At 65.4% G+C, this 25,724-nt stretch carries 27 protein-coding genes; 17 read left to right on the top strand and 10 right to left on the bottom strand.

Annotated features, from left to right (window positions below; all coding sequences use genetic code 11):
• Position 1 precedes the first annotated feature (1 nt).
• The 4 genes from GRI47_RS08710 to GRI47_RS08695 all read left to right on the top strand — a co-directional run bounded on the left by GRI47_RS08710 (position 2) and on the right by GRI47_RS08695 (position 4,779).
• The gene (locus GRI47_RS08710; RefSeq protein ID WP_160660871.1) at positions 2 to 1,135 is read left to right on the top strand and encodes a hypothetical protein; all 1,134 of its coding nucleotides are present in this window, start codon (positions 2 to 4) and stop codon (positions 1,133 to 1,135) included.
• Positions 1,136 to 1,179: 44 nt separating this feature from the next.
• Positions 1,180 to 2,088 carry a sulfite exporter TauE/SafE family protein gene (locus tag GRI47_RS08705; protein WP_160660870.1) on the top strand — a complete coding sequence of 303 codons (909 nt, stop codon included), beginning with the start codon at positions 1,180 to 1,182 and terminating at the stop codon, positions 2,086 to 2,088.
• 35 nt (positions 2,089 to 2,123) lie between these two features.
• The gene (locus GRI47_RS08700) at positions 2,124 to 2,837 is read left to right on the top strand and encodes a TIGR02186 family protein (RefSeq protein ID WP_160661386.1); all 714 of its coding nucleotides are present in this window, start codon (positions 2,124 to 2,126) and stop codon (positions 2,835 to 2,837) included.
• Positions 2,838 to 2,934: 97 nt separating this feature from the next.
• Positions 2,935 to 4,779, top strand: a complete 1,845-nt coding sequence (locus GRI47_RS08695; RefSeq protein WP_237452651.1) for an ATP-binding protein — start codon at positions 2,935 to 2,937, stop codon at positions 4,777 to 4,779.
• Between the two features lie 235 nt (positions 4,780 to 5,014).
• Here GRI47_RS08695 and GRI47_RS08690 read toward each other — a convergent pair whose 3' ends face one another.
• A complete protein-coding gene (locus GRI47_RS08690) occupies positions 5,015 to 5,749 on the bottom strand; it encodes a 7-carboxy-7-deazaguanine synthase QueE (RefSeq protein WP_160660869.1) in 735 nt (244 codons plus the stop codon).
• A gap of 28 nt (positions 5,750 to 5,777) precedes the next feature.
• A complete protein-coding gene (locus GRI47_RS08685) occupies positions 5,778 to 8,591 on the bottom strand; it encodes a valine--tRNA ligase (RefSeq protein WP_160660868.1) in 2,814 nt (937 codons plus the stop codon).
• Between the two features lie 159 nt (positions 8,592 to 8,750).
• Between GRI47_RS08685 and GRI47_RS08680 the strand changes: the two genes are divergently transcribed.
• Genes GRI47_RS08680 through GRI47_RS08665 form a run of 4 tightly spaced genes read left to right on the top strand, consistent with a single transcriptional unit; the run spans position 8,751 to position 12,336 of the window.
• Positions 8,751 to 9,863 carry an ABC transporter permease gene (locus GRI47_RS08680; protein ID WP_160660867.1) on the top strand — a complete coding sequence of 371 codons (1,113 nt, stop codon included), beginning with the start codon at positions 8,751 to 8,753 and terminating at the stop codon, positions 9,861 to 9,863.
• Positions 9,863 to 10,786 carry an ABC transporter ATP-binding protein gene (locus GRI47_RS08675; protein ID WP_160660866.1) on the top strand — a complete coding sequence of 308 codons (924 nt, stop codon included), beginning with the start codon at positions 9,863 to 9,865 and terminating at the stop codon, positions 10,784 to 10,786. The genes GRI47_RS08680 and GRI47_RS08675 overlap by 1 nt, the downstream gene beginning before the upstream one ends.
• A gap of 3 nt (positions 10,787 to 10,789) precedes the next feature.
• Positions 10,790 to 11,737: an MlaD family protein gene (locus GRI47_RS08670; protein ID WP_160660865.1), complete on the top strand. Its 948-nt coding sequence runs from the start codon at positions 10,790 to 10,792 to the stop codon at positions 11,735 to 11,737.
• 14 nt (positions 11,738 to 11,751) lie between these two features.
• Complete coding sequence (locus tag GRI47_RS08665; protein ID WP_160660864.1) at positions 11,752 to 12,336, top strand: ABC-type transport auxiliary lipoprotein family protein; 585 nt, start codon at positions 11,752 to 11,754, stop codon at positions 12,334 to 12,336.
• 34 nt (positions 12,337 to 12,370) lie between these two features.
• On the opposite strand, the gene GRI47_RS08660 is transcribed toward GRI47_RS08665, so the two are convergent.
• The 8 genes from GRI47_RS08660 to crcB all read right to left on the bottom strand — a co-directional run bounded on the left by GRI47_RS08660 (position 12,371) and on the right by crcB (position 17,415).
• A complete protein-coding gene (locus GRI47_RS08660; protein WP_160660863.1) occupies positions 12,371 to 12,925 on the bottom strand; it encodes a hypothetical protein in 555 nt (184 codons plus the stop codon).
• Positions 12,922 to 13,521 (bottom strand): ComF family protein, encoded by a 600-nt coding sequence (locus GRI47_RS08655; protein WP_160660862.1) that lies wholly within the window; start codon positions 13,519 to 13,521, stop codon positions 12,922 to 12,924. Before GRI47_RS08655 ends, GRI47_RS08660 begins: the two co-directional genes overlap by 4 nt.
• Positions 13,522 to 13,629: 108 nt before the next feature.
• Entirely contained in the window at positions 13,630 to 14,325 is a 696-nt protein-coding gene (locus tag GRI47_RS08650) for an ATP12 family chaperone protein (RefSeq protein ID WP_160660861.1), read from the bottom strand.
• Positions 14,322 to 14,546: a hypothetical protein gene (locus tag GRI47_RS08645; protein WP_160660860.1), complete on the bottom strand. Its 225-nt coding sequence runs from the start codon at positions 14,544 to 14,546 to the stop codon at positions 14,322 to 14,324. Before GRI47_RS08645 ends, GRI47_RS08650 begins: the two co-directional genes overlap by 4 nt.
• Entirely contained in the window at positions 14,539 to 15,204 is a 666-nt protein-coding gene (locus GRI47_RS08640) for an HAD-IA family hydrolase (protein WP_160660859.1), read from the bottom strand. Before GRI47_RS08640 ends, GRI47_RS08645 begins: the two co-directional genes overlap by 8 nt.
• Positions 15,201 to 15,800, bottom strand: coding sequence for an FMN-binding negative transcriptional regulator (locus GRI47_RS08635; protein WP_160660858.1), 600 nt, complete (start codon positions 15,798 to 15,800; stop codon positions 15,201 to 15,203). Before GRI47_RS08635 ends, GRI47_RS08640 begins: the two co-directional genes overlap by 4 nt.
• Complete coding sequence (locus GRI47_RS08630; protein WP_160660857.1) at positions 15,800 to 16,999, bottom strand: RluA family pseudouridine synthase; 1,200 nt, start codon at positions 16,997 to 16,999, stop codon at positions 15,800 to 15,802. Before GRI47_RS08630 ends, GRI47_RS08635 begins: the two co-directional genes overlap by 1 nt.
• Positions 16,996 to 17,415 (bottom strand): fluoride efflux transporter CrcB, encoded by a 420-nt coding sequence (crcB, locus tag GRI47_RS08625; RefSeq protein WP_160660856.1) that lies wholly within the window; start codon positions 17,413 to 17,415, stop codon positions 16,996 to 16,998. The genes GRI47_RS08630 and crcB overlap by 4 nt, the downstream gene beginning before the upstream one ends.
• Positions 17,416 to 17,635: 220 nt before the next feature.
• On the opposite strand from crcB, the gene rpsU reads away from it, so the two are divergent.
• The 9 genes from rpsU (at position 17,636) to GRI47_RS08580 (ending at position 25,687) form a co-directional block, all read left to right on the top strand.
• A complete protein-coding gene (gene rpsU / locus GRI47_RS08620) occupies positions 17,636 to 17,842 on the top strand; it encodes a 30S ribosomal protein S21 (RefSeq protein ID WP_120716269.1) in 207 nt (68 codons plus the stop codon).
• Positions 17,843 to 17,960: 118 nt separating this feature from the next.
• Positions 17,961 to 18,572, top strand: coding sequence for an FKBP-type peptidyl-prolyl cis-trans isomerase (locus GRI47_RS08615; RefSeq protein WP_160660855.1), 612 nt, complete (start codon positions 17,961 to 17,963; stop codon positions 18,570 to 18,572).
• 55 nt (positions 18,573 to 18,627) lie between these two features.
• Positions 18,628 to 18,930: an Asp-tRNA(Asn)/Glu-tRNA(Gln) amidotransferase subunit GatC gene (gene gatC, locus GRI47_RS08610; RefSeq protein ID WP_160660854.1), complete on the top strand. Its 303-nt coding sequence runs from the start codon at positions 18,628 to 18,630 to the stop codon at positions 18,928 to 18,930.
• A 1-nt stretch (position 18,931) separates the two neighbouring features.
• Entirely contained in the window at positions 18,932 to 20,416 is a 1,485-nt protein-coding gene (gene gatA, locus GRI47_RS08605; RefSeq protein ID WP_160660853.1) for an Asp-tRNA(Asn)/Glu-tRNA(Gln) amidotransferase subunit GatA, read from the top strand.
• Positions 20,407 to 20,553, top strand: a complete 147-nt coding sequence (locus GRI47_RS08600; RefSeq protein ID WP_160660852.1) for a hypothetical protein — start codon at positions 20,407 to 20,409, stop codon at positions 20,551 to 20,553. Before gatA ends, GRI47_RS08600 begins: the two co-directional genes overlap by 10 nt.
• Positions 20,546 to 22,042: an Asp-tRNA(Asn)/Glu-tRNA(Gln) amidotransferase subunit GatB gene (gene gatB, locus GRI47_RS08595; RefSeq protein WP_160660851.1), complete on the top strand. Its 1,497-nt coding sequence runs from the start codon at positions 20,546 to 20,548 to the stop codon at positions 22,040 to 22,042. The genes GRI47_RS08600 and gatB overlap by 8 nt, the downstream gene beginning before the upstream one ends.
• Positions 22,043 to 22,059: 17 nt before the next feature.
• Positions 22,060 to 22,935 (top strand): GIY-YIG nuclease family protein, encoded by an 876-nt coding sequence (locus GRI47_RS08590; protein WP_160660850.1) that lies wholly within the window; start codon positions 22,060 to 22,062, stop codon positions 22,933 to 22,935.
• A complete protein-coding gene (locus GRI47_RS08585; protein WP_160660849.1) occupies positions 22,935 to 23,390 on the top strand; it encodes a tRNA (cytidine(34)-2'-O)-methyltransferase in 456 nt (151 codons plus the stop codon). Before GRI47_RS08590 ends, GRI47_RS08585 begins: the two co-directional genes overlap by 1 nt.
• 128 nt (positions 23,391 to 23,518) lie before the next feature.
• Positions 23,519 to 25,687, top strand: coding sequence for a S46 family peptidase (locus GRI47_RS08580; RefSeq protein WP_160660848.1), 2,169 nt, complete (start codon positions 23,519 to 23,521; stop codon positions 25,685 to 25,687).
• The last annotated feature ends 37 nt before the right edge of the window (positions 25,688 to 25,724 follow it).

Here is a 25,724-nt window from a genome sequence, read left to right as displayed (position 1 = left end):
CATGGTGGTGCGAACCAGGCGCGGCCAGCCACTGGTGGCGATCGTCTCGCTGCTCGTGGGCTACACCGTCCTGCGCACGGCCTTCTGGTCGCCCCTGCTCGAAACCGTGCCTGCTGCTCTGCTAGACCCGTCCGAAGCGATCGATAGGTTCGCCGATACTAGAGCATCGCCGCTCCGCACTGTACCGAACGAGGCACTCGTCGCTCGATCACACGTCGCGGCGTCTCCCGGCCCGATCCTCAGCGCCGAAGATCACGCAGCATTCACGCCTATGGCAGTGCCGGCGAGAACAGGCCCCGAGCCGTCCCGCTCGGCCTACATCCCCGGCCATCATCGGCTTTGGCTGGCGGCAATGTCCGAATTGCCACGTCTCGTCCGCCACGTCTCCAATTTCGCCTATGAGCCGCGCGAGGCGTTCGGCAATGGGACGAGGGGCCCCATCGCGCCCTCTTCCCGAGCCGCAGCCTCAAGTCGTTTTTCGGGCGATGGCCGGCTGTTTCTCCGCCCCGGCGGCGACGCGCCACCATCGGCCGCGCCGGGGTCCGCCAGTTACGGATCGAGCCAGGCGGGGGCAGTCCTGCGCTATGCTCTTGCGCCGGACAGCCGCGCGCGACCGGAACTCTACGGGCGGATCGCCGCCGCCATCGCCGGGCCGAAGCAGCAGGACGTGGCGCTCGGTCTCAGCGTACGCCCGCATTCCGATCTGCCCGTTCGCTTGCATATGGAGGCGCGGGTGACGCGACAGGGGGAAGGGGCGCGGAACGAGACGCTGCTGCGCCCGTCCGTCTTCGCGACCACCGGCCTCTTCGCCGATCATTCCGATAGCGGGATGATTACGCGCGGCTATGCGCAGGCAGGCTTCGTCGGGGGCAAAGCCGCGACGGCGTTCGCGGATGGCCAGATCGGCGCCGAACGCAGAGTGGCCCGGTTCGATCTCGGCGATGTCGCGGTGGGCGCAGGAGCGTGGGGCGGGGTCCAGCGCGGTGCCGGGCGGCTCGATATCGGGCCGAGCGCCAGCCTGGCGCTGCAGCTTGGCGAGGCACCCGCGCGCCTGTCCGCCGATTACCGCTTTCGCGTCGCCGGGGATGCCCTGCCCGGATCGGGCGCCGCCCTGACGCTTTCTGCCGGATTTTGAGCGAGCCTCTTCAAAGCCCGCCAAGCCTGCGATAGAGGCGGAGGATGGACGTCTACCTCCCCATCGCGAACCTGTCGGTCAATGGGCTGTGGATCGTGCTGCTGGGCGGGGTGACGGGCATCCTTTCGGGCCTGTTCGGGGTCGGCGGAGGTTTCCTGACGACACCGCTGCTGATCTTCTACGGCGTCCCGCCGACCGTGGCCGCCGCATCCGCCTCGACACAGGTGACCGGCGCAAGCGTGTCGGGCGTGCTGGCCCACTCCAAGCGCAACGGCGTCGATTACCGCATGGGCGCGGTCATGGTGGCGGGCGGGGCCATCGGGGCGGGCATCGGTTCCCTGCTGTTTCGGTTCCTGCGCTCGATCGGTCAGATCGACGTTGTGATCAACGCGCTCTACGTCGTGCTCCTCGGCTCGATCGGCACGCTGATGGCGCGCGAGGCGTGGCAGGCGATCCGCGGCGATCCCGGAGCCGCCGCACCGCGCCGCCGCCGCCATCACCCGCTGATCGCATCCCTGCCGGGGCGCTGGCGCTTCTATCGCTCGGGCCTCTACATCTCGCCGCTCGCGCCGCTGCTTTTGGGCGTGATCGTGGGGATATTGACCATGCTGATGGGGGTTGGCGGCGGCTTCATCCTCGTGCCCGCCATGCTCTATATCCTGGGGATGAGCGCCAATGTCGTGGTCGGCACCAGCCTCTACAACATCCTGTTCGTAACCGTCGTGACGACCATGATGCATTCTCTGACGACGCGGGCGGTCGATATCGTGCTTGTCGGCCTCCTGCTGATCGGATCGGTGACGGGGGCGCAGATGGGCACGCAGGTCGCGGCGCGGTTCGCGCCCGAAAAGCTCCGCATCGTCCTCGCCGCGATCGTCCTCATCATCGCGCTGCGCATGTTCTTCGGCCTTTTCGTCCGCCCGGACGAGATCTACACCGTGAATATGCTGTGAGGGCGTGGCTGCTGATCCTCTTCGCGGTCCTCGTCATGGGACAGCGCGATCCGGTGCTCGTGCCCGAAGTCTCGCAGCACGAAGTCCAGGTACGCCAGGGCTTCACGGGCACCGAATTGCTGCTGTTCGGCGCGATCATCGATCCGATCGCGCAGCAGGCGGGCGGGCGCTATGACATCGTCGTGGTGCTCAAGGGCCCGTCCGAACCGATCCGCGTGCGTGAGAAGGACCGGATCGCGGGCGTCTGGCTGAATGCCGAGCAGACCGATTTCCGCTCCGCGCCCAGCTTCTTCGCGGTCGCATCCTCGCGCCCCATCGAACAGATCGTCGACGAGAAGACGGCCGCCATCTACGAATTCGGTACATCCTATATCCAGCTGTCGCCCAGCGGCGTGATCGACACCGACGAACAGACCCGTTTCGCCGCCGGCCTCGTCGACCTGAAGACGCGCCAGGGCCTCTATACCGAGCAGGTCGGCGGCGTGCAGATCAGCGAAGACGTGCTGTATCAGGCGCGGATCGAGCTGCCGTCCAATGTTACGACGGGCATCTACACCGCCGAAACCTTCGCGATCTCGCGCGGGCGGGTGCTGGCTTCGGCTACGGCGGAGGTGGCGGTGCGCAAGGTGGGGTTCGAACGGTTCGTGGAGAATTCGGCGAACCGCCACGGCCTGGCCTATGGCCTTTTCGCCGTGGTGCTGTCGATCGGAATGGGGTGGGCAGCCGGCCGTTTCTTCGCCCTTATCTGACCCTTAGGGATGCGGCCCTGTGGATATTGACCCGTTCTTAACCGCTTGCATCGCATAGCAAACGTTCCAATCGAACGCGCGCAAGGGCTGAGCTGTAATGACGGATATGGGCGGGGGCAATTTTCGGGTGTTCGACCCGTCGCGGATGGAGGAGTTCGACGACCGCGGCGATTCCGCGCGCCCGGCCCCGCTCCGCGATCGCCTGCGCCAGGTTGACGCCGAAAAGCAGCCACCGCGCCCGGCGATCGAGACAGCCCAGCGCGCACCCGATCACCGGGCCGAGCCAGCCGCTTGTGAGGAACCCGATGGTTCCGGCCGGACATCCGGGCCGGATTCCGGAGCAAATGCCGCGCTTCCCATCGGCGTGGTGCTCGAAGTCGCCGGGGCGGGATCGCAGATCGCCATCGACACCCAGCGCCTCACCGAATGCGTCGACGATCCCGATCCTTCGATCGCCATGACCGGGCAGGTCGGCAGCCAGATCAAGATCCGCGTCGGCAATAGCTGGCTCCTCGCCAGCGTGCGCGACCAGCGCCAGGATCGCCGCGCCGCCGGTTCCATCGTCGCGAACATCGATTTTCTCGGCGAGGGCAAGGAGGAGAAGCTTACCGGCAAGCTCCATGGTTTCCGGCGCGGCGTCACCCGCTATCCCGTTCCGGGCGCGATGATCTATCCCGCCACCACGCAGGATTTGCGCCAGGTCTATGCCAGCGACGGGCGCAGTTCGATCCAGATCGGCACTGTCTATCCGACCAGGGATATTCGCGCGGGCCTCTATGTCGATGCGCTGCTGGGCAAGCATTTCGCCCTGCTCGGATCGACCGGGACGGGCAAATCGACCAGCGCGGCGCTGATCCTCCATCGGATCTGCCAGGCCGCGCCCGAAGGCCACATCGTCATGATCGATCCGCATGGCGAATATTCGGCGGCCTTTCGCGAAACGGGCCAGATCCTCGACGTCTCCAATTTGCAGATGCCGTACTGGATCATGAATTTCGAGGAGCATTGCGAGGTGTTCCTGACCAGCGAGGGAAGCGCCCGGCAGGTCGATGCCGACATTCTCGCCAAATGCCTGCTTTCCGCCCGTCAGAAGAGTCGGCTTGCCAGCCAGCTCAGCAAGATCACGGTCGATTCTCCGGTTCCCTATCTCCTCTCCGATCTCGGCGCCGCCTTGCAGGACGCGATGGGCAAGCTCGACAAGGCGACCAATTCGGCGCCCTATATGCGGATCAAGAACAAGCTGGACGAGATCAAGGCCGATCCGCGCTACCAGTTCATGTTCTCCGGTATGCTCGTCGCGGACACGATGAAGGATTTCATCTCCAGGCTGTTCCGCCTGCCCGGCGGTGGCAAGCCGATCTCGATCATCGACGTATCGGGTGTCCCGTCGGACGTTACCGCCACGGTCGTCGCCGTGCTCAGCCGCCTGGTGTTCGATTTCGCGATCTGGGGCCGCGAGGAGAAGACGCGCCCGATCCTCCTCGTATGCGAGGAAGCGCATCGCTACGTTCCCAGCGAGAAGAACGCCGATGGCAGTTCGGTCGGCAAGATTCTCAGCCGTATCGCCAAGGAAGGCCGCAAATACGGCGTATCGCTCGGCCTCGTCACCCAGCGGCCGAGCGATCTGGCCGAGGGCGTGCTGTCGCAATGCGGCACGATCATCTCGATGCGCCTCAACAACGAGCGCGACCAGGCCTTCGTGAAGGCCGCCATGCCCGAAGGCGCGCGCGGTTTCCTCGATTCGATCCCGGCGCTGCGCAATCGCGAATGCATCATCTGCGGCGAGGGCGTGGCGATCCCGATCCGCGTCAGCTTCGACACGCTGGAAGAGGCCAAGCGCCCCGCATCGGACGATCCCAGCTTCGTCGAACTATGGAACGAGGCAGGCGGGGAAGAAGACCAGGTCGAACGGATCGTCGCGCGCTGGCGGAATAATAGTTGATGTGTTTTGCGCGTATTTTTGTGTGCACCCGCATCCGCGGGTGCGTATCCTCGCGCCTGACGGCGCTGCGGGCGCGCAGTCGCGCTTGCGGACCCTTCGGGTCCGAGCTCCGCCGCTAGGCCTCAATCATAGAAATAGGAACGGTCCGCGACCAGCGGGCCGCAAGGCCGACCGGCCGCGCGTAGCGCCGTCAGGCGCGAGGATATCGCGCGCCGGAGGCGTGCGGACAATAAACCTACGTCCCCCGCGTATCGCCGAACAGATGAATGTGCAGCCGGTCGCTGAGGCGGAAACCGTGTTCGAGGCATAGCGGCACCAGCCATTCCTCGCGGGCGCGCAGGGTGGCGCTGTCGGTGCCTTCGGGCATCAGGAATACGCGCGACGGCGGGATGGCGTGGCGGCGGACGAGGGCGGCGGCTTCGCTGACATCCGCCTCGCTCGCGACGACGAATTTGAAGACAGCGCGCGGATCGGTGGCATAGGCGTCGAGCCGCTCCGCGATCAGGGCGAGGTCCGCCGGATTGCCGCTATGCGAAAGCTTGGGGCTCACGTTGAACTGATCGATCCGCACGTCCAAGCGCGGCGGCGGTTTGGTTGTGCCGTTGGTCTCGATCTCGACCGCGATATCAGGCAGAAAGTCGAGCATCCGGGCGAGCGCGGGGCCCTGCAACAGCGGCTCGCCCCCGGTGATGACGAGGCGCTTCTGCCCCAGCGCCGCGATCCGCTCGGCCACGTCCTGCTCGTCCAGAATCAGCTGGTTGGACTTGCGCTCGAAGGTCGTAGCGCCGCGATGCGGGCGCTCGTCACCTTCGAAGTGCCAGGTATAGGCCGTGTCGCACCATACGCAGGCGAGATTGCAGCGCGACAGGCGCAGGAAAGCGACCGGCATACCCGCGCTCGGCCCCTCACCTTGGACCGAGGCGAAGATCTCCGCCTCACCGGGCGCCTGGGTGGCGAGGGTCAGCGGCATGGGATTTGGGGCACCGGCATCAGAACGCTCAGCCCAGACGGGCCAGCGCCGCCTCCAGCCGCTCGATTTCGGCGGTATGATGCGCAAGATCGGCACGCGCCTTCTCGACCGCTTCGGGCTTTGCGCGTTCGACGAAATTGGCGTTGCCGAGCCGGCCTTCGAGCGATTTCGCTTCCTTGCGGGAGGCGTCGAGCGCCTTGGCGAGGCGGGCCTTTTCGGCGTCGATGTCGATCACCCCTTCGAGCGGGATGACGAACGCATCCTCGCCCGCGCCGATCTGCATCGCCGCGCCCGGAGGCGCATCGGCGAAATGGATCGGCGTGAGGCGCGCGAGGCGCTCGATCGAAGCGGCGTTTTCTTCGACGACCTTGCGCGCCAGAGCGGACGGGGCGGGGCAATAGGCCTCCAGCTTGGCACCCGGCGCGATGCCGAGTTCGTTCTTGGCCGTGCGCACCGCGCTGGTCAGCGCGATCAGCCAGTCGACCTCGGCCTTGGCTTCCGCGTCCACTTCGACCTGCGGATCGGGCCATTTCGCGGTGATCAGCGGGTAATCGGCGCGGCTTCCCTGCTTCGACCACAATTCCTCGGTGATGAAGGGCATGAAGGGGTGCAGCATGACCAGGATCTGGTCGAGCGCCCACCCGGCGACCTTGCGGGTCTCGCCGTCGATCTGGCCCTTGATGAGTTCGAGATACCAGTCGCAGAAGCGGTCCCAGACGAAGTGGTAGATCGTGTTCGCCGCCGCGTCGAAGCGCAGTTCCGCCAGCGCCTTGTCGAGCGTGTCGCGGGTTTCGATGACCTCGCCCACGATCCATTTGTTGACGGCCAAAGTGGCCTGGGGCGCGGCGATCGTCTCGCTCGCGCCGATGCCGTTCGCCTGACAGAACCGGGTCGCGTTCCACAATTTGGTGGCGAAGTTGCGGTATCCTTCGACCCGCTTGTCATCCATCTTGATGTCGCGGCCCTGGCTCTCCATCGCCGCCATGAAGAAACGCAGCGCATCGGCGCCGTAACGCTCGATCAGGCCGAGCGGATCGACGACATTGCCCTTGGATTTCGACATCTTCGCGCCGTCCGCCGCGCGCACCAGCCCGTGGAGATAGAGGCGCGGCCACGGGTTTTCGCCCGTCAGGTAACGCCCCATCATCATCATCCGCGCATCCCAGAAGAACAGGATGTCGAAGCCCGAAACGAGCAGCGAATTGGGATAGTGCTTGGAGAGGAGCGAAAGCCCCTCCCCTTCAGGGGAGGGGTTGGGGTGGGGGCCGTCAGACGCATCCGCGCCGACATTCCCCACCCCTTCCGCGCCTGCGGCGCTCCCTCCCCTCCCCTGAAGGGGAGGGGTTTGATCCGGCCAGCCGAGTGTGGCGAAGGGCCACAGGGCGGAACTGAACCAGGTGTCGAGGACATCCTCGTCGCGGGTCAGCTTGACGCCGTCGCCCGCCAAACTCTGAGCCTCGTCCTCCGTCTCTGCGACGAAGACGTTGCCGTCCGCATCGTACCACGCCGGAATGCGGTGCCCCCACCACAATTGCCGCGAGACACACCACGGCTGGATGTTCTCCATCCAGTTGAAGAAGGTCTTCTCCCAGCTTTTCGGGACGATTTCGACCGCGCCGGACTTCACCGCCTCGATCGGGTCTTTCACCAGCGTCTTGGCATCGACATACCACTGATCGGTCAGCCAGGGTTCGATCGGCACGCCCCCGCGATCGCCGAAGGGTTGCTGGATGGTGCGCGGTTCGGCATCGTGTTCGGTGCGTTCGCCGTCCTTCTCGGTGACGTGCGGGATCAGCAGGCCGAGTTCCTTCATCCGCGCGACCACCGCGTCACGCGCGGCAAAGCGTTCGAGGCCGACGAGGTCGTCGGGCACCAGCCCGTCCATGGTCTGGCAGACATGCGCGTCCGCATCGAACATGTTGAGCATCTCGCCCGCCGCGATGCCTGCGCGCCTGCCCACTTCGAAATCGTTGAAATCGTGGCCCGGCGTGATCTTGACCGCGCCCGATCCCAGTTCGGGATCGGCGTGCTCGTCCGCCACGATGGGCACGCGGCGGCCGGTTATCGGGAGGACGACATGCTTGCCGACCACGCTCTGATAGCGTTCGTCCGAAGGATGCACCGCCACCGCCATATCGGCGAGCAGGGTTTCGGGCCGCGTCGTCGCGACCTCGATATGGTCGCGCCCGTCGGCCAGCGTGACGCCGTCTTCGAGCGGATAGCGCAGGCGCCAGAAGCTGCCCTTGACCTCGCGCGTCTCGACCTCGAGGTCCGAGATCGCGGTCTTCAACTTGGGGTCCCAGTTCACCAGCCGCTTGTCGCGATAGATCAGCCCGTCTTTGTGCAGTTGGACGAAGGTGCGCATCACGGCGCGGCTGAAATGCTCGTCCATCGTGAACTGTTCGCGGCTCCAGTCCATCGAACAGCCCAGGCGGCGCAGCTGGCGCGTGATGGTGCCGCCGCTCTCCTCCTTCCACTCCCAGACTTTCGCTACGAAATCCTCGCGCGCGTAATTGGTGCGCTTGTCGCCCGCCGCCTCGAGCTGGCGTTCGACCACCATCTGGGTCGCGATCCCGGCATGGTCGGTGCCGACCACCCATAGGGCATCCTTGCCGCGCAGCCGCTCGTAGCGGATGGCGATATCCTGAAGCGTGTTGTCGAGCGCGTGACCGATATGGAGCGAGCCGGTGACGTTGGGCGGCGGATTGACGATCGTATAGGCTTCGGCGTCGGGACGTTCGGGGCGGAACAGCCCGTTCTCCTCCCAATGCGCGTACCAGCGCGCCTCGATTTCTGCGGGGTCGAAAGTCTTCGAAAGTTCGGTGCTGGTCGGGGTGTTCATGGGGGTGGCCTTTGCCAGCGCCTCGCGCGACTGGCAACACAGGGAACGCGATGGCTGCGCGCGATCGGCAACAGCCCGATGTCCGGTGGCGTACCGAGTTGGAGCGGATGCAGCGAAACCCTTGGCAAGCCGCCGTTTTCGCCGCATAGGCGCAAGGATATGGACCGGGTGGCCGAATTCGCGATCGATGACAGGCAGGATGGTGGCCGGGTGCTCGCGCTTTCCGGGCCCTATCTCATCTCGTCCGTCGCCGAAATCGAAGACGGCATCTATGCCGTCGAAGGGCCGGTCGCGCGGATCGATCTGAGCGAGGTTTCCGAGATCGATACGGTCGGCGCCTGGATCGCCTGCGATCTGGCGAAAGAGCACGATGCCGAAATCACCGGCGCAAGCGAGCGCGCCCAGCGTCTGATGGACGCGGTCTGCGGCCTGGAAAGCGATACCGAAACCAGCGCCCCGCGCGAACCGCTGCGCCAGCGCATCTTCGACAGCTGGTCGCAAAAGATCTACGGTGCGCGCCACGGCACGCGCGGCGTCATCGGATTTCTGGGCGCGCTGGTCCTCGCATCGGGCAGCGTGATCCGCCATCCCAGCCGTTTCCGCGGCAAGGCGTTGGTGCGCCAGCTCGAACTGGTCGGCATCAAGGCGCTGCCCATCGTCGGCTTGATGAGCTTCCTGATCGGCATCGTGATCGCCCAGCAGGGCGCGGTCCAGTTGCAGCAATTCGGGGCGGAAACGCTGACTGTGAATCTCGTCGGGCGCATCACCTTGCGCGAACTGGGCGTGCTGATGACCGCGATCATGGTCGCGGGCCGCTCGGGATCGGCCTTCGCGGCGCAATTGGGCACGATGAAGCTGACCGAAGAGGTCGATGCGATGCGCACGATCGGCATTGCCCCGATGGAGGCGCTTGTGATCCCGCGCATCCTCGCCGCGATCCTGATGATGCCGCTGCTGGGCTTCTATGCCTCGATCATGGCGATCATCGGCGGGGCGACGGTGTCGGACCTGATGCTGGGCATTCCGTTCTGGAATTTCCTCCAGCGCATCCAGGAAGTCGTGCCCCCCTACGATCTCTATGTCGGCCTCATCAAGGCGCCGGTGTTCGGCCTGATCGTGGCGCTGGCGGGCTGCTATAACGGGATGCAGGTGGAAGGCGATTCCGAGCAGGTCGGTACGCGCACCACCATGGCGGTGGTCACCGGCATCTTCGCGGTGATCGTCCTCGACGCGTTCTTCGCGGTGTTCTTCACCCGTGTGGGGTGGGCGTGATGGCCGAGAACATTGACACCGCTGAAACCCAGAACGAACGGGTCGGCCGGCACGAGCGGTTCCGTGGCGACTATCCCATCGTGGTCGAAGGTCTGGTCAACCGCTTCGGCGACCAGACCATCCATGACGGGCTCGACCTCAAGGTCAGGCGCGGCGAAATCCTCGGCGTGGTCGGCGGATCGGGCACGGGCAAATCGGTGCTGATGCGCTCGATCATCGGCTTGCAGATGCCCACGGAAGGATCGATCGAGGTTTTCGGGCGGTCGATCACCGATGCCGATCCAGACGAGGCGCTGGGCATTCGCGATCGCTGGGGCGTCCTCTTTCAGGGCGGGGCGCTGTTCTCGACGCTGACGGTGGGCGAGAATGTCGAAGTCCCCCTGAAGCAGTTCTACCCCAATCTCTCGCCCGAACTGATGCACGATATCGCGCGCTACAAGGTGCTGCTGTCGGGCCTGCCCGAAGAGGCGGTGAACAAATACCCGTCGGAATTGTCGGGCGGCATGAAGAAGCGCGCGGGCCTTGCGCGGGCGCTGTCGCTCGATCCCGAGCTCCTGTTCCTCGACGAGCCGACCGCGGGCCTCGACCCGATCGGCGCGGCGGCGTTCGACCAGCTGACGCTGCAGCTGAAGAAGGCGCTCGGCCTCACCGTCTTCCTGATCACCCACGATCTCGACAGCCTGCACGAGATTTGCGACCGGGTCGCCGTGCTGGCCGACAAGAAGGTCATCGCGGTCGACACCGTTCCCAATCTGATGGAACTGGATCACGAATGGATCCAGGAATATTTCAACGGTCCGCGGGGGCGCGCGGCCCTGACCGCCCAGGCGCTCGACGAATTGCGCCAGCACATGGACCAGCCGATCGCGGCGCAGACGATCAAAGCGTTGGACAATCCGCGGCCCAAAAAGGATAAGACCTGAGCAATGGAAACGCGTGCCAATCACGTCTGGGTGGGTGTCGTCACCCTCGTCCTGCTGGCCGCTCTGGCGGCCTTCGTCATCTGGCTCGCGCGTCTGGGCCAGGGTGACCGGGACGAATACGACATATTCTTCAAGACTTCGGTGGCGGGCCTCGCCACCGGATCGCAGGTCAGTTTCACCGGCGTCCCGGTGGGGCAGGTGAGCGATATCGTGTTGTGGGAAAAAGACCCCGAATTCGTGCGCGTGCGTATCGAGGTGAAGCCTGACACGCCGATCCTGGTCGGCACCACCGCGACCATCCAGTCGAGCTTCACGGGCGTCTCCACCATCCTCCTCGATGGCGCGCGCAGCGGCCAGCCGCCGATTACCTGCGAGACGACCGCCTGTACCGAAGGCGTGCCGGTGATCCCGCCCAAGGCAGGCGGCTTCGGCGAAATCCTCGCCAACGCGCCGCTGCTGCTGGAACGCCTGGCGACGCTGACCGAGCGGCTGACCATGCTCCTTTCGGACGACAACCAGGCTTCGATCGCGGGCATCCTGCGCAACACCGACCGGATGAGCGCGGACCTTGCCAGCGCGACGCCGCAGATCGAACGCACCATGACCGAATTGCAGGTCACGCTGCGCGAAGCGGGCGAGGCGCTGAACGAATTCGAGACCGTGACGCGTTCGACCGACCGGATCATCAATCAGGAAGGCGAAGCGATCGCGGCGCAATTGCGTGCCACGCTGACCTCGGCCAGCGGAGCGGCCAAGGCGCTCGAGCAGACGCTCGAAGAAGCGCGCCCGGCCACGCGCCAATTGACCGAAAGCACGCTGCCCGCCGCCGAAGCCACGCTGCGCGACCTCAGGGCGACCAGCAAGGCGCTGCGCGACGTGACCGAAAAGATCGACGAGCAGGGCGCGGGCGCTCTGCTGTCCAGCCAGCCGCTGCCCGATTACAAGCCGTGAGAGGAAGTCCCGCGATGAAATCGTTTCGTGTTCTCGCAGGATTGGCGCCTGCCCTGCTGCTCGGCGGCTGTCTCAGCTTCGGTCCCGACACGCCTGACAGCCTGCTGACGCTGACGCCGACCGCGACCGCACCGGCTGGCAATGCCATCGGCGGCTCGACCGAACAGGCGCTGGTGATGCAGGAGTTCGAAGCGGCCCCGGCGCTCGACAATACGCGCGTGCCCGTCCAGGTCGATGACACCAGCATCGCTTATCTCGAGGATGCGGTGTGGGTGGAAAAGCCCGCGCGGCAATTGCGCCGCCTGATAGCCGAGACCATCCGCACCCGTACCGGACGGCTGGTGATCGATGGCGACGATCCCGGCGTGCTCGCCGAAAACCGCCTGACGGGGACGCTCCGCCAGTTCGGCTATGACGTGCGCAGCCAGAGCGTGGTGGTGGTGTTCGATGCGGTGCGTCCCGGTCAGGGTAACGCCGTGCAGACCCGCCGCTTCGAAGTGCGTGTGCCGGGAGTGACCGCGGACGTCGCGAGCGTGGGTCCGGCGCTGAACCAAGCGGCCAATGACGTGGCCGGACAAGTGGCGGCCTGGGTGGGATAGACCCCGACAAAGCGGGTCCGGCCAGAAGGTCCGGTCAGAGGAACGAGGGCTGCATCTGCCCCAGAGCGTCCACCCGCTTCGAAAGCTTGATCTTCGTCTCCGCCTTCTGGCGCGCATGATCGGACATATGCGTGAGCAGGCCGCGCAAATCCGCGACCGATGCGACATTCACGAAGCTCTGCACCTTGTTGACGAAGACGACGGATTTCTTCTCCTGCGCCAGCAATTCCATGACATTGCTGAGCGTGCCGGTGCTCTTGCTGTCCCAGATCATCAGCCCGTAATCGGCATCCTGCGCCATTTCGATGTCCTTCGCGGTGAAGAAGGCGCGGGTGCCCGGCGCGGCGCTGGGGAACACCCGGTTGACCTTCCATTCACCCAGATTGTTGCGCGGCTCCTCTCCGCTGCAATAGACCGTGACGCTCTCGGCGTTGAGCATCATCAGATATTCCTGGATCGCCGTATCCGCGCCGCCGGCATCGCCGACCACGACGGACAGGCCGCCCGTCACCGCCTTCGCGATCCGTTGCCGCACCTTGTCGTGCAGGCGCTTGATCGCGATCGATCCGGCGATGAAGACTGTGGTCATGCTTTTCCTGTCTTGGTGACGGCGGCGGCATAGACACTCGCCACCTTCGGATGCGTTTGCAAGAGGGTGCAGATGGCGCCCATCGACGCGCCGGTGGCGAACAGATCGTCGACCACGAGGACGGTCGCGTCCTTGGGAACCGGTACCGAGACATCGATCGAGAAGCGCCCTTGCAGGGCGGCGTCCTTTTCCTCCTTGGTGGTGAGGTTCTTGAGCGGCTTGGCATCCGCCGAAGGCGGCTTGGCCTGCACGAGAGTCGTGCTCACCGGAACCCCCGAGAGCTGGCCGAGCGCCTGCGCGATCTCGTCGACCGGCTGGCGGGCGCGCGGGGTCGACGCGGGGACCGGCACGATCAAGTCGATCTTCGGCAGATTGGGGATGATGTTGTCGAAAAGCGCCTGAGCGATGGGTTTGACCTGCGACCAGTCCGAACGGTATTTCAGCTGGAACAGCGCCTCGCCCGCTTCCGACCGCGTGTTATCGAATTGCGCTTTGCCGTCTTCGTCTTCGCCGAGATATTCGCTGTGAACGATATGCCGGTCGAGAAGATAGCCATCGTTCCACGGGCCGAAAATCTTTCTGACATCCACTTCCATCTGCAACCCTTTCCCGGACCATCGTCCGCAACAAAGGGCAGGGGAGTAGGCTTAGGAGGCGCGACCTTGCCAATTACAAGATTGTAATCGGAAGGGTCCGATCACCACTCAATCAAGCGTTTGAGCGAAATCGCGGGCCGCGAGGAAGCTGTCGCGGCGATGGGCGCGGCGCTCTGCCGCTTCCTCGTCCTCGCCCCAGCGTTCGATCTGCCAGTCCTCTTCGAGATTGGCGGCATCCCACAGCGCTTCCGCATCCGCCTCGGGCTCAAGCGCGGCGAGGCCGATGGTGAGCGAGGCGGCGAGGGCGGTCAGGCATTCCAGCGCGGCCATCGTGAACGGATTCATCGCCGCGAGGCGGGCGCGCAGCCGATCCAGCGTTTCGGGCTTCAGCGGGCGGTGGACGATCCCGCACACCCGTTCCAGCCGCACGCCCTCACGCTGTTCAAATGCGACGACCAGCGGTTCCCAGACCGCCTGCTGGCGGTGCCAGAACGCCTCGTCGGGATCGGCGCGATAGCACAGCGTATCGGTCTCGGCGTAAGCGAGCAGCTTCTCCACCGTTGCCGCCGGATCGGGCGCGATCGTGTCGATCGCATGGTCGGCCATGTCGCGCGCGACGAAGCGCGACGGGTCGATCGTTTCGCCCTGATCCGCCCATTCCTGCGCCAGAACCCGCGCCAGTGCCTCGCTCGGGACGATCTGGGGCTTGCCGCCCCCTTGCGTCCGGATCGCGCGCCCGTCCAACAGCACGGCATAGCCGCCGTCGCGCGGGGCGACGGTCACATCCTTGTAGAACCGCTTCATGATTCGGGCGTCCTCCAGCGGCGCGCGAGGCGGTTGGGGAGCGTGAAGAAGCCCACCGCGCCCGCCACGAGCACGATCCCGCCGAGCCATTCGGGCGCGGCGATCCGGCCGGTCATCACCATCCCGCCGATCAGCACCACGCCAGCACAGGCGAGGCGCAGGAGCTGAATCAGGTAATAGCGACCGATCGCGGGATCGTGGCCATCCTTGTCGTCAGCCATCGATCAGCGCCTCCAGCTCGGCCATCGTGTCGGCTACTCCGCAGGCGCCGTATTCCAGCAATTCGGCAGGCGCGTGATAGCCCCAGGATACCCCGATCGCGCGCACGCCCGCGGCGCGCGCCATCTCCATGTCGAAGCTCGTATCGCCGACCATTACGGCCTGGTCCGCCGTGGCGCCCGCTTCGGACAGGGCAGCCTCCAGCATGGTGGGATCGGGTTTGGAAGGATGGCGATCGGCGGTCTGGAGCGTAACGAACAGGTCCGCGATGCCGTGCGTTTTGAGGCAGGAGGAAAGGCCCCGGTCGCTCTTTCCGGTCGCCACGCCGAGCGTGATCCCACGGGCGTGAAGGCGGCGCAGCAAGTCCCCCATCCCGTCGAACAGCGGTTCGTGGAGCCGACCTTCCATGCGTGCCGTGCGAAAGGCGGTCTTGTAGCCCTCGACCACGATGGCACGCTGGTCGTCACTGGCATCGGGCGCCAGATCGCGCAGGGCCTGGGGCAGGCTGAGGCCGACGATCCGCCGGATCGCATTGCGGTGAGGCGCGGTGAGACCGGCGCTCGCGAAAGCCGCCTCCATCGCCTCGCAGATGGAGGCCTGCCCATCCACCAGCGTGCCGTCGCAATCGAAGATGACGCAGCTCGTCACGGCGCGCGTCATGCGGGCACCGCCGCCATCGCTTCGGCCAGAGCGCGATTTCCCGCCGCAATCAGGCCGTCGGCGATCCGCGCCCGGTCCGCCTCGCTGTTCTTCTGCGACAGTTTGTAGGTGGGCCGCCACTCTTTAACGGCCATTTCGAAACCGACTATCCCGCGCAGCAGCCGCGTCCAGTTCGCCGCGCTGGTTTCCTCGGCCAGCCATGGCTCGCCATCGAGCCGCGCTTCGGAGCGGGCGATGAGCGTATGGAGGAAGTCCTCCAGCTCCTCCGCGCCGAGAGGGCGCACCGGCCCTTCGAGTTCCAGCGCCACGTAATCCCAGGTCGGCACGGTGTCGCGATCCGCGTACCAGCGCGGGCTTATATATCCGTCCGGCCCGTTGATTACCGCCAGCGCGCTCGCCCCGTCGAGATGGCCCGCCAGCGCATTGGCGCGCGAGACGTGGAACCGCACCCGGCCTTCGCCGGACATGACGAGCGGGGTGTGGACCACGCGCGGGCCGGTCGGGGTTTGCGCAAAGATCATGCCGAACCCGATCGTATCGACAAGCGCGGCCATCCCGGCGCGATCCTCGCTGCGGAAGAGCGGATTGGGATGCATCAGCGCTTGGGTTTCGGCCTGGAAGCAGGCTTGGAAGCGGGTTTGGCGCCAGATCGTCCGCCCGGCTTCGTCGCGGCCTTTCCGGTTTTGCCCGGTTTGGACGTCACACGCGTCTTGCGTTCGCCCCGCCGGGCTTTGCGGTACTGCTTGGCGTGCTGGCGCGCGGCCTGCTTCTTCTCCTCTCGCGATCGCGGCACGGTATCCTCGCGCAAGGGGGCCGCATCGCTCGCCAAAAGATCGAAGCCCAGCTGCTCCATCGAGCCGGCGAAATGTTCGGGCAAGTCGGCAGTCGCATCCACCGTTCCGCCGCCGGGCTCGTCGATGATGAGGCGGCGCGCGTGCAGGTGCATCTTGCGGCTGATCGACCCGGTGAGGAAGGCGTCCTGCCCGCCATATTTCCCGTCGCCCACGATCGGATGGCCCATCGCCGCGCAATGGACGCGCAGCTGGTGGGTGCGCCCGGTCAGCGGCTCCAGTTCGAGCCAGGCGGCTTTCTTGCCCGCGGTTTCGACCACGCGATAGCGGGTCTTGGCGGGCTGGCCCCCTTCGTGATCGACATGCATCTTCTCGCCGCCCGTGCCCGGTTGCTTCGCGAGGGGGGCGTCGATCGTGCCGTCGCGGATGTCGGGCACGCCGACCACCAGCGCCCAATAGACCTTCTTGGCGCTGCGCCCCGAAAACCGCTTGGAAAAGAACGCCGCGCTGCCCGGCGTGCGCGCGATCAGGAGAATGCCGCTTGTATCCTTGTCGAGCCGGTGGACGAGGCGCGGGCGCGGATCGTCATCGCCCGCATAGGCATCGAGCAAGCCGTCGACATGACGCGTCGTCTTGGTGCCGCCTTGCGTGGCGAGGCCGGGGGGCTTGTTGAGGACGATGGCGGCCTTGGTCTCCAGCACCACCATGTCTTCGGCCAGCGACAGCTCCTCCGCGCCGAGCGGGCGGCGCTGCTTCTGCGGACGGTTCGCCGTCTCGCCGCCCGGAGGCACGCGGATCTGCTGCCCGGTGACGAGCCGGTCGTCGGGCTTGGCGCGCTTGCCGTCCACGCGGATCTGACCGGTGCGCGCCCATTTGCCGACCGTGGCGAAGCCGATCTGCGGCAGGTGCCGCTTGAACCAGCGATCGAGCCTGATCCCGTCGTCATCCGCCGCGACGGCGAATTGGCGCACTTCGTCCGAGCTTTTCCTGTCCGGCGCGCTCATGCGAAATTCCTCATCACGACGAGCCCGAACAGGAGCGCGCTGATCCCGAGCGCGAAGGACAGGATGGCGTAAAGCCCGGCGATGACGAATTGCCCGCGCTCGATCAGCAGCACCATTTCCAGGCTGAAGGCGCTGAATGTGGTGAAGCCGCCCAGGAGGCCGACGCCGAGCAGGAGGCGCAATTGCTCGCTGCCGACATTGCCATGACGCGCCAGCCAGCCCGCGAGCATTCCCATCAACAGGCTACCTAGCGCGTTGACGGCCAGCGTCGCCCAGGGGAACACCGACATGGCAGGCGCGCCGAGCCAGGCGGTCATCGCGCGGCCGGTCTGGTAACGCAGGACCGCGCCCACTGCGCCGCCGATGGCGACATGCAGCGAGGCGACGAGGGGAGAGAAGGAGGAGACAGACGACATCGGCCCTCCCTAGCGGCAAGCGGAGCAGCCGTCATCCCGGCTGATGCGGCTTTTCGGACATGTAGCGGGTTGCCTTTTCGCTCACGAATCCGTAACAGCGCGCCGGTCGAGCCGATCCGGAACGGATTCGGCGCGTTTTTCGTTAGTCTGGCGAAACCGTTTCAAGGAGGCGAACCCCGCATGGCGGGCTCTGGCCCGTAAGTCGAGGTATCGAAGTTTTATGCAGATCATGGTTCGCGATAACAATGTCGATCAGGCCCTGCGCGCGCTCAAGAAGAAGCTGCAGCGCGAAGGCGTGTATCGCGAAATGAAGCTGCGCCGCCATTACGAAAAGCCGAGCGAGAAGCGCGCCCGCGAAAAGGCCGCTGCCGTTCGCCGCGCCCGCAAGATGGAGCGCAAGCGGATGGAACGCGACGGGGTCAAGTAACCCGTTGCGCGCCTAGCGTAGAAAAGCCATGAGGGCGCGGAGCCATCCGCGCCCTTTTGCGTATCGGGCCCCGAACTTTTACGGGGCCCATGCAGACACTTTGCAGGACAGTGTTTTCATGACCGAGATCACCCGCGTTCCCCTCCAGCCCATCGCCAAGGGCTCGCTGACCAAATTGTGGCTCGGCATTCTCGCCGCGATCGTGTTCGGCGCCGGGCTCGCCTGGGCGGCGATGCCGCAGGGTCTCGATCTCGAGGAACTGAGCGCGGGTTCGGGCGCGATGCCGGGGCCGAGCGACGTGGTCTTCGTCCGCTACAAGGGCACGCTGCCGGATGGCACGGTGTTCGACGAATCGCAGGACATTCCCCTGCCGGTGCAGGGCATCTTCCCCGAAGGCACGCCGCTTCCGCTCGACCGGATGCTCCCGGCCTTTTCGGAAGGCGTCCAGCAGATGCAGCCGGGCGGCACCTATCGCCTGACCATTCCGGGCGATCAGGGCTATGGCGCCGAGCCGCCTCCCGGTTCGCCGATTCCGCCCAATTCGCCCCTGATCTTCGAAGTCGAGCTGATCGAATCGATGAGCGCGGCGGATTTCGAACAGCGTCTCCAGGCTCTGCAGCAGACGCTCCAGATGCAGCAGGGCGGCGCTCCGGGCGCCCCCGGTGCCCCCGGTGCCCCCGGTGCCGAGGAGGGGCGCGCTGCGCCTCCCCCGCCGGCCCCCGCGCAATAAGCGGCGCGCGTCGAAAGTCTTGAAGGCATGGTGCCGCGCGGCTAACGCGGCGCACATGTCGGTTACACGAGACGAAGTGGCGAAGATCGCCTCCCTGGCGCGCATCCGTATGGGCGACGATGCGCTCGACAACATGGTGCCCGAACTCAACAACATCCTCGACTGGGTGGAACAATTGGGCGAGGTCGACGTGACCGGGGTCGAGCCGATGACGGCGGTGATCCCCAACACGCTTCGCCTGCGCGACGACGAGGTCGACGCCATCCCCCAGACCGCTGGTGGCCGCCGCGAGGATGTGCTGGCCAACGCGCCCGCCGCCGAACACGGCTTTTTCGGTGTGCCCAAGGTGATCGAATAATATGACCGACCTGACCGAACTGGGCGTAAAGGCCCTGCGTGACGGCATCGCCAGCGGCGATTTCACCGCGCGCGAGGCCGCCGAAGCCTTCAACGTCGCCGTCGAAAAGGCGAGCGCGCTGAACGCCTTCATCGTAACCACGCCCGATCACGCGCTGGCCGCCGCCGACGCCGTCGACGCGAAGCGCGCCAAGGGCGAGGATCTGGGTAAAATGGGCGGCGTGCCGATCGGGATGAAGGACCTGTTCTGCACCGACGGGGTGCAGACCACCGCCGCGAGCCACATCCTCGAAGGCTTCGTCCCGCGCTATGAAAGCACCGTCTCGCAGAAATTGTGGGAAGCGGGCGCGGGGATGCTCGGAAAGCTCAATCTCGACCAGTTCGCGATGGGATCGTCGAACGAGACCAGCTATTTCGGCAATGTCTCTTCGCCCTGGAAGAAGGCGGGCACCAATGCCGCGATGAGCCCGGGCGGTTCCTCCGGCGGGTCCAGCGCCGCGGTCGCCGCGCGGATCGCGCCTGCCGCCACCGGCACGGACACGGGCGGCTCGATCCGCCAGCCCGCTGCTTTCGCGGGGATCACCGGTATCAAGCCGACCTATGGAAGGTGCAGCCGCTGGGGCGTCGTCGCCTTCGCCAGCAGCCTCGATCAGGCGGGTCCGATGGCGCGCAGCGTGGAAGATTGCGCCATCATGCTCGAAGCGATGGCGGGCTTCGATCCCAAAGATGCGACCAGCCTCCAGATGGACGTGCCGAACTGGGAAGCCGCGCTCGACGCCGATCTCAAGGGCAAGCGCATCGGCATCCCGCGCGAATACCGCATGGACGGGACCGACGCGGAAATTCTCTCCAGCTGGGAGCAGGGCAAGGAATGGCTGCGCGATGCGGGCGCCGAGATCGTCGATATTGCGCTGCCCCACACCAAATACGCGCTGCCCGCCTATTACATCATCGCGCCCGCCGAAGCGTCGAGCAATCTCGCCCGCTATGACGGGGTGCGCTACGGCCTGCGCGACCTGCCGGACGGGGCAGGCCTTCAGGACATGTACGCCGCCACGCGCGCCGACGGGTTCGGGGACGAGGTCAAGCGCCGCATCCTGATCGGCACCTATGTCTTGAGCGCGGGCTTCTACGACGCCTATTACACGCAGGCGCAGAAGGTCCGTGCGCTCGTCGCCCGGGATTTCGAGAACGCCTGGTCGCAATGCGACGCCATCCTCGCGCCGACGACTCCGACTGCGAGCTTCCCGCTGGGGTCGCTCAACGACGATCCGCTGACCATGTATCTGAACGACGTCTTTGCCGTGCCCGCCAGCCTCGCGGGGCTCCCGGCGATGAGCGTGCCCGCCGGTCTCAACGCGGACGGCCTGCCGCTCGGCCTCCAGATCGTGGGCAAGCCCTTCGACGAACAGGGCGTGCTGAACGCAGGCCTCGCGATCGAACAGCGGGCCGGGTTCACGGCCAAGCCGGAGGCCTGGTGGTGCTAGGCTGGGGCCCGGTCGAATGGATCGCGTCGATCGCGGTCCTCGTGACTTTGTGCGTGGTCCCGGTCTGGGTGGCGAGCCGGGGCAAGACCGGCGAGGCGCGTTTCGATTCCGACGGTAAGGTGATGGACGATGAGTGAGTACCGCATCCAGGGCGCGACGGGCGAATGGGAGGTCGTGATCGGCCTCGAAGTCCACGCGCAGGTGACGAGCGCGGCCAAGCTGTTTTCGGGCGCCAGCACCGCCTTCGGCGCGGAGCCGAATTCGCAGGTCAGCCTCGTCGATGCCGCCATGCCGGGAATGCTCCCGGTGCCGAACCGCGAATGCATCCGCCAGGCCGTGCGCACTGGCATGGCGATCGACGCGCAGATCAACCGCTACAGCCGGTTCGACCGCAAGAACTACTTCTACGCCGACCTGCCGCAGGGCTACCAGATCAGCCAGCTCTACCACCCCATCGTCGGCGAGGGGCAGCTGACGATCGAGGCGGACGAGAAGGCGGGCATTCCGCAAGACAAGGTCATCGGGATCGAGCGCATCCATGTCGAACAGGATGCGGGCAAGCTGATGCACGATCAGCATCCGACCATGTCCTATGTCGATCTCAATCGCAGCGGTGTCGCCCTGATGGAGATCGTCAGCCGCCCCGATATGCGCTCACCGGCGGAGGCCGGGGCCTATGTGCGCAAGCTGCGTTCGATCCTGCGCTATGTCGGATCGTGCGACGGGAACATGGAAGAAGGCTCGATGCGCGCGGACGTGAACGTTTCCGTGCGCAAGCCGGGCGAGGAATTCGGCACGCGGACCGAGACGAAGAACGTCAACAGCGTGCGCTTCGTCATGCAGGTCATCGAATACGAGGCCAATCGCCAGGTCGATGTGCTGGAGAGCGGCGGCAGCGTCGATCAGGAAACGCGCCTGTTCGATCCGGGCACCGGCACCACGCGGACCATGCGGTCGAAGGAAGACGCGCATGATTACCGCTATTTCCCCGATCCCGACCTGCTGCCGCTGGAGCTGGAGGAAAGCTTCCTCGACGATTGTCGCGCCTCGCTACCCGAACTGCCCGACGCCAAACGGCGGCGCTATGAGAGCGAGCTGGGGCTGACGCCCTATAATGCGCGCGAGCTGACCGCCGAGGTCGAGACCTATGCGCGCTTCGAAACGCTGCTGGGCGCGGTCGCGGCCAAGATCGGCAAGCCGGAACCCCAAGTCGCTACGCAGACCGCGAACTGGGCGCTGTCCGTGGCGCCGGGCGTGATGAAGTCGCTCGGCGAGGAAGCCGATCCCGCCAACGCCACTGCCGAGGCGCAGGCGAGCATCCTCGCCATGCAGGACAAGGGCGAGATTTCGGGCGGGCAGGCGAAGGAGATTTACGAGATCGTCCTCAAGTCCGGCCGCGATCCCGAGGAAATCGCCGATGCAGAGGGCCTGAAGCAGGTCAGCGACACCGGCGCGATCGAGGCCGCGGTGGACGACATCATTGCCGCCAATCAGGACAAGGTAGACCAATATCGCGGCGGCAAGGACAAGCTGTTCGGCTTCTTCGTCGGCCAGACGATGAAGGCGATGCAGGGCAAGGCCAATCCGGCGGTGGTGAATCAGATTCTGAAGGACCGGCTGGGGTGATCGCTTGCTCTCCGGCATTGACCTTCAATGCTTTGCTGGAGGGCGCGAATATCGACCCGGCCAAGGTTGTGGTTTTTCGCCATCGACCGACCGAGCCTGAGCTCAATCGAAATTTCGACTGGATCGTGGCCGAGCGTCCCGATCTGTTCGATTGCTACCAGAATACGCACAACTCCCGAACCGAATCCGCTGTGAAGCGTGCGCGTCATGTTGCCAGTTTCTTGCGACGCGGGCCGGGTGAGGCTGTGTTCGTCGGTCTCTACGACATCGACGGTTGGGAAGACCTCACCAGCAGGCAATGGGCGGCTCGTCCGCTACACCAAGAACTTGAAACATACGGAATGGCCGGTGCTTCGGGGGGAGCCACTCGCGAGACGATCGCCCAGTTCAAATTGCTCGAGACCGAATTTCTCGAGGACTGGAAGCGTAAGCTCATCATTCAATGGCCCGGCTTGGAGCGGTCATGGTATCGCTGGGCCGATCGCAATGTCTTCCCCGTTTTGGCTATCGCCGAAGACGATTTGCTTGCGCGCGATATGCCCGTGTGGTCGGACATTAGCCTCACTCGAGCCCAGATTGCGATACTGCCACGAAAATGGTGCGATGCCTTGCGACAATGGCGGGGCGTTTATCTGATAATCGATCGCTCGGACCGGAGGCTATACGTTGGCTCTGCGGGTGGAAACGAGAACCTTCTTCAGCGGTGGCGCGATTATGCCCGTTCCGGACACGGCGGGAATAAGCACCTCAAAGATCGAGATCCGCAGAATTTTACGTTTTCGATCCTGCAACGCGTATCGCCCGATCTCCCGCAGGACGAGCTGGTGCGTATCGAGACAAGCTGGAAGACCCGGCTGGGCAGCTACTGGCCCGATGGCCTGAACGACAACTGATGACCTCCATCGTCCTCGTCCAGCCCGAGATACCCGGCAACACCGGTGCGGTGGGGCGCACCTGCGTGGCGCTCGATATGGAGTTGATCCTGATCCACCCGCTCGGCTTCGAGATTTCGGACAAGCGCGTGAAGCGCTCCGGCCTCGATTACTGGCAGCATATCCGGCTGGTCGAATTTGGCTCCTGGGAGGCGTTCATGGCCGATCGCGCGCCGCGCGGAGACCAGATGTTCCTATTCGAGGAATTCGCAGCGCGCAGCTTCTACGAGCCCGACTATCCCGCGGACGCCTATCTCGTGTTCGGGCGCGAGACCAAGGGGATTCCCGAGCCGATCCTGGCCGCCCATCGCGAGGCGCTCGTTAAATTACCGATGCGGTCCACCCAAGTGCGCTCGCTCAATCTCGCCAACACCGTCGCAGCGGCGGCCTATCAGGCGGTGCGCGCGCATCTCTGACGCTCGACCCCGGCAGAGCGCTCATGTCGCTCGCCGATAAGCTCGCTTGAAGCGCGCTCGCGATCGGCCTAGCCCACGCGGCAGGGCGCGCCTCAACGCGCGCTGGGGAAAAGGAATCGATCCACATCATGCGTAGATACGTCACCACCGCCGCCTTGCTGGCTGGCGCCGCCACCATCGCCATGCCCGCCGCCGCCAAGGAAGGCATGTACACGCCCGACCAGCTGCCCGAGATCGCCGCCGATCTGCGCGAAACGGGCCTGGAAATCTCGCCCGAGGCGCTGTCCGACCTCACCGGATTCCCGATGGGCGCGATCGTCTCGCTGGGCGGGTGTTCGGCCAGCTTCGTCTCGCCCGAGGGGCTGGTGGTGACGAACCACCACTGCGCGCGCGGATCGGTGCAGTACAATTCCACCGCCGAGAACAATTATCTCGAAAACGGCTTCCTCGCCGAGACCAAGGACGCCGAATTGCAGGCTGCGCCGGGATCGCGCATCTATGTGACGGTCGCGGAAAGCGACGTGACCGAGCGGATGCGCGAAGGGACCGAGCGCCTTTCGCCCAATGCCCGCTACGACACGATCGAACAGCGCATGAAGGACATCACCGCCGAATGCGAGCAGGACGCGGGCTATCGCTGCCTCGTCGCGAGCTTCTATGGCGGGGACCAGTACAAGCTCATCAAGCGGCTCGAAGTGCGCGACGTGCGCCTCGTCTACGCGCCGGCGGATTCGATCGGGAAGTATGGCGGCGATATCGATAACTGGATGTGGCCGCGCCACACCGGCGATTTCAGCTTTTACCGCGCCTATGTCGCGCCCGACGGGTCGGCGGCGGACTATTCGCCGAACAACGTGCCGTTCAAGCCCGAACATCACCTGAAGGTGAGCCGCGCCGGCCTTGAGGACGGGGATTTCGTGATGGCGGCGGGCTATCCCGGATCGACCTCGCGCTACGCCACGCTGACCGAGGTGGAGAACACCTTCGGCTGGCAATATCCGATGATGGTGACGATGCTCAACGAGTGGATCGACACGATCGAGGAAACCGCGCCCGAAGGGTCTGACGCGCGGGTCAAATACGAATCGCGCCTGGCGGGTCTCAACAATTACGAGAAGAACCTGCGCGGCCAGATCGAGGGCGCGCGCCGCGTCGGCCTGATCGACCGGCGGCGTATTCGCGAGCGGTCGCTGGCGGACTGGATCGCGCAGGACCGCAGCCGCGCCCAGTATGGCCGTGCGGTGCGCGATCTTCAGGCGCTGAGCGCGGAAAGCGCGGCGGCGGCGCGGGAGGACTACCTCTATAATTACGCCACCAATTCGCAGATGCTGGGCACCGCGCAGCGCCTCTATCGTCTGGCAAAGGAGCGGCAGAAGCCCGATGCGCAGCGCGATCCCGGTTTCCAGGAACGCGACATGACCTTCTTCCGCCAGGGCCTCCAGGCGCTCGACCGGCGCTACGATCCGGCGGTCGACAAGGCCGAATGGATGCTGTTCCTCGACCAGTATCTCGATCAGCCGGCGAACGGGCGCGTGGCCGTTCTCGACCGCGCGCTGGGGCTGACGGGAAATGTCGATCGCGCCGCGCTGTCGCAGCGGCTCGACACCTATTACGCCCAGACCGATCTCGACAGTGCCGAGCAGCGGCTGGCGCTGATGAATGCGACGCCTGCGCAATTGGAAGCGAGCGGCGATCCGTTCATGAAGCTCGCGGTCGCGCTCTACGATTACGAGCGCGGGCTGGAGACCGAAAGCGAAGCGCGCGCGGGCCGGATGCTGGCTGTGCGTCCGACCTATATGGAAGCGATCACCGACTGGCAGCGCTCGCAGGGCGTGGTCACCTATCCCGACGCCAACAGCACGCTGCGCGTGACCTATGGCAAGGTGCTGGGCGGCGTGCCGCGCGACGGGATGGCCTATCTGCCCTTCACCACGCTCGAAGGCATTCTGGAGAAGGACACGGGCGAAGACCCCTTCAACGCGCCCGCCAAGCAGCTGGAGGAAATCCGCCAGCGCGATTACGGGCCCTACAAGCTCGACAGCATCGGCAGCGTTCCGGTGAACTTCCTGTCCGATCTCGATTCGACCGGCGGGAACAGCGGATCGGCGACGCTCAATTCGCGTGCCGAACTGGTGGGCCTGTTGTTCGACGGTACGTTCGAAAGCGTCAATTCGGACTGGGATTTCGACCCCAAGACCACGCGCACCATCCATGTCGACACGCGCTATATGCTGTGGGTGATGGACAAGGTCGATGGCGCCGACGCGCTGATCGAAGAGATGGATATCGTCGACTGATCTGATCGGTTTTAAGAAAGAAGGGCCGTCGGAGCGA

This window comes from Qipengyuania pelagi (assembly GCF_009827295.1).
In the GTDB taxonomy this organism is placed as follows: domain Bacteria; phylum Pseudomonadota; class Alphaproteobacteria; order Sphingomonadales; family Sphingomonadaceae; genus Qipengyuania; species Qipengyuania pelagi.
Note: the sequence above shows the minus strand (reverse complement) of the source record. Positions and strands in the feature narration are given on the sequence as shown.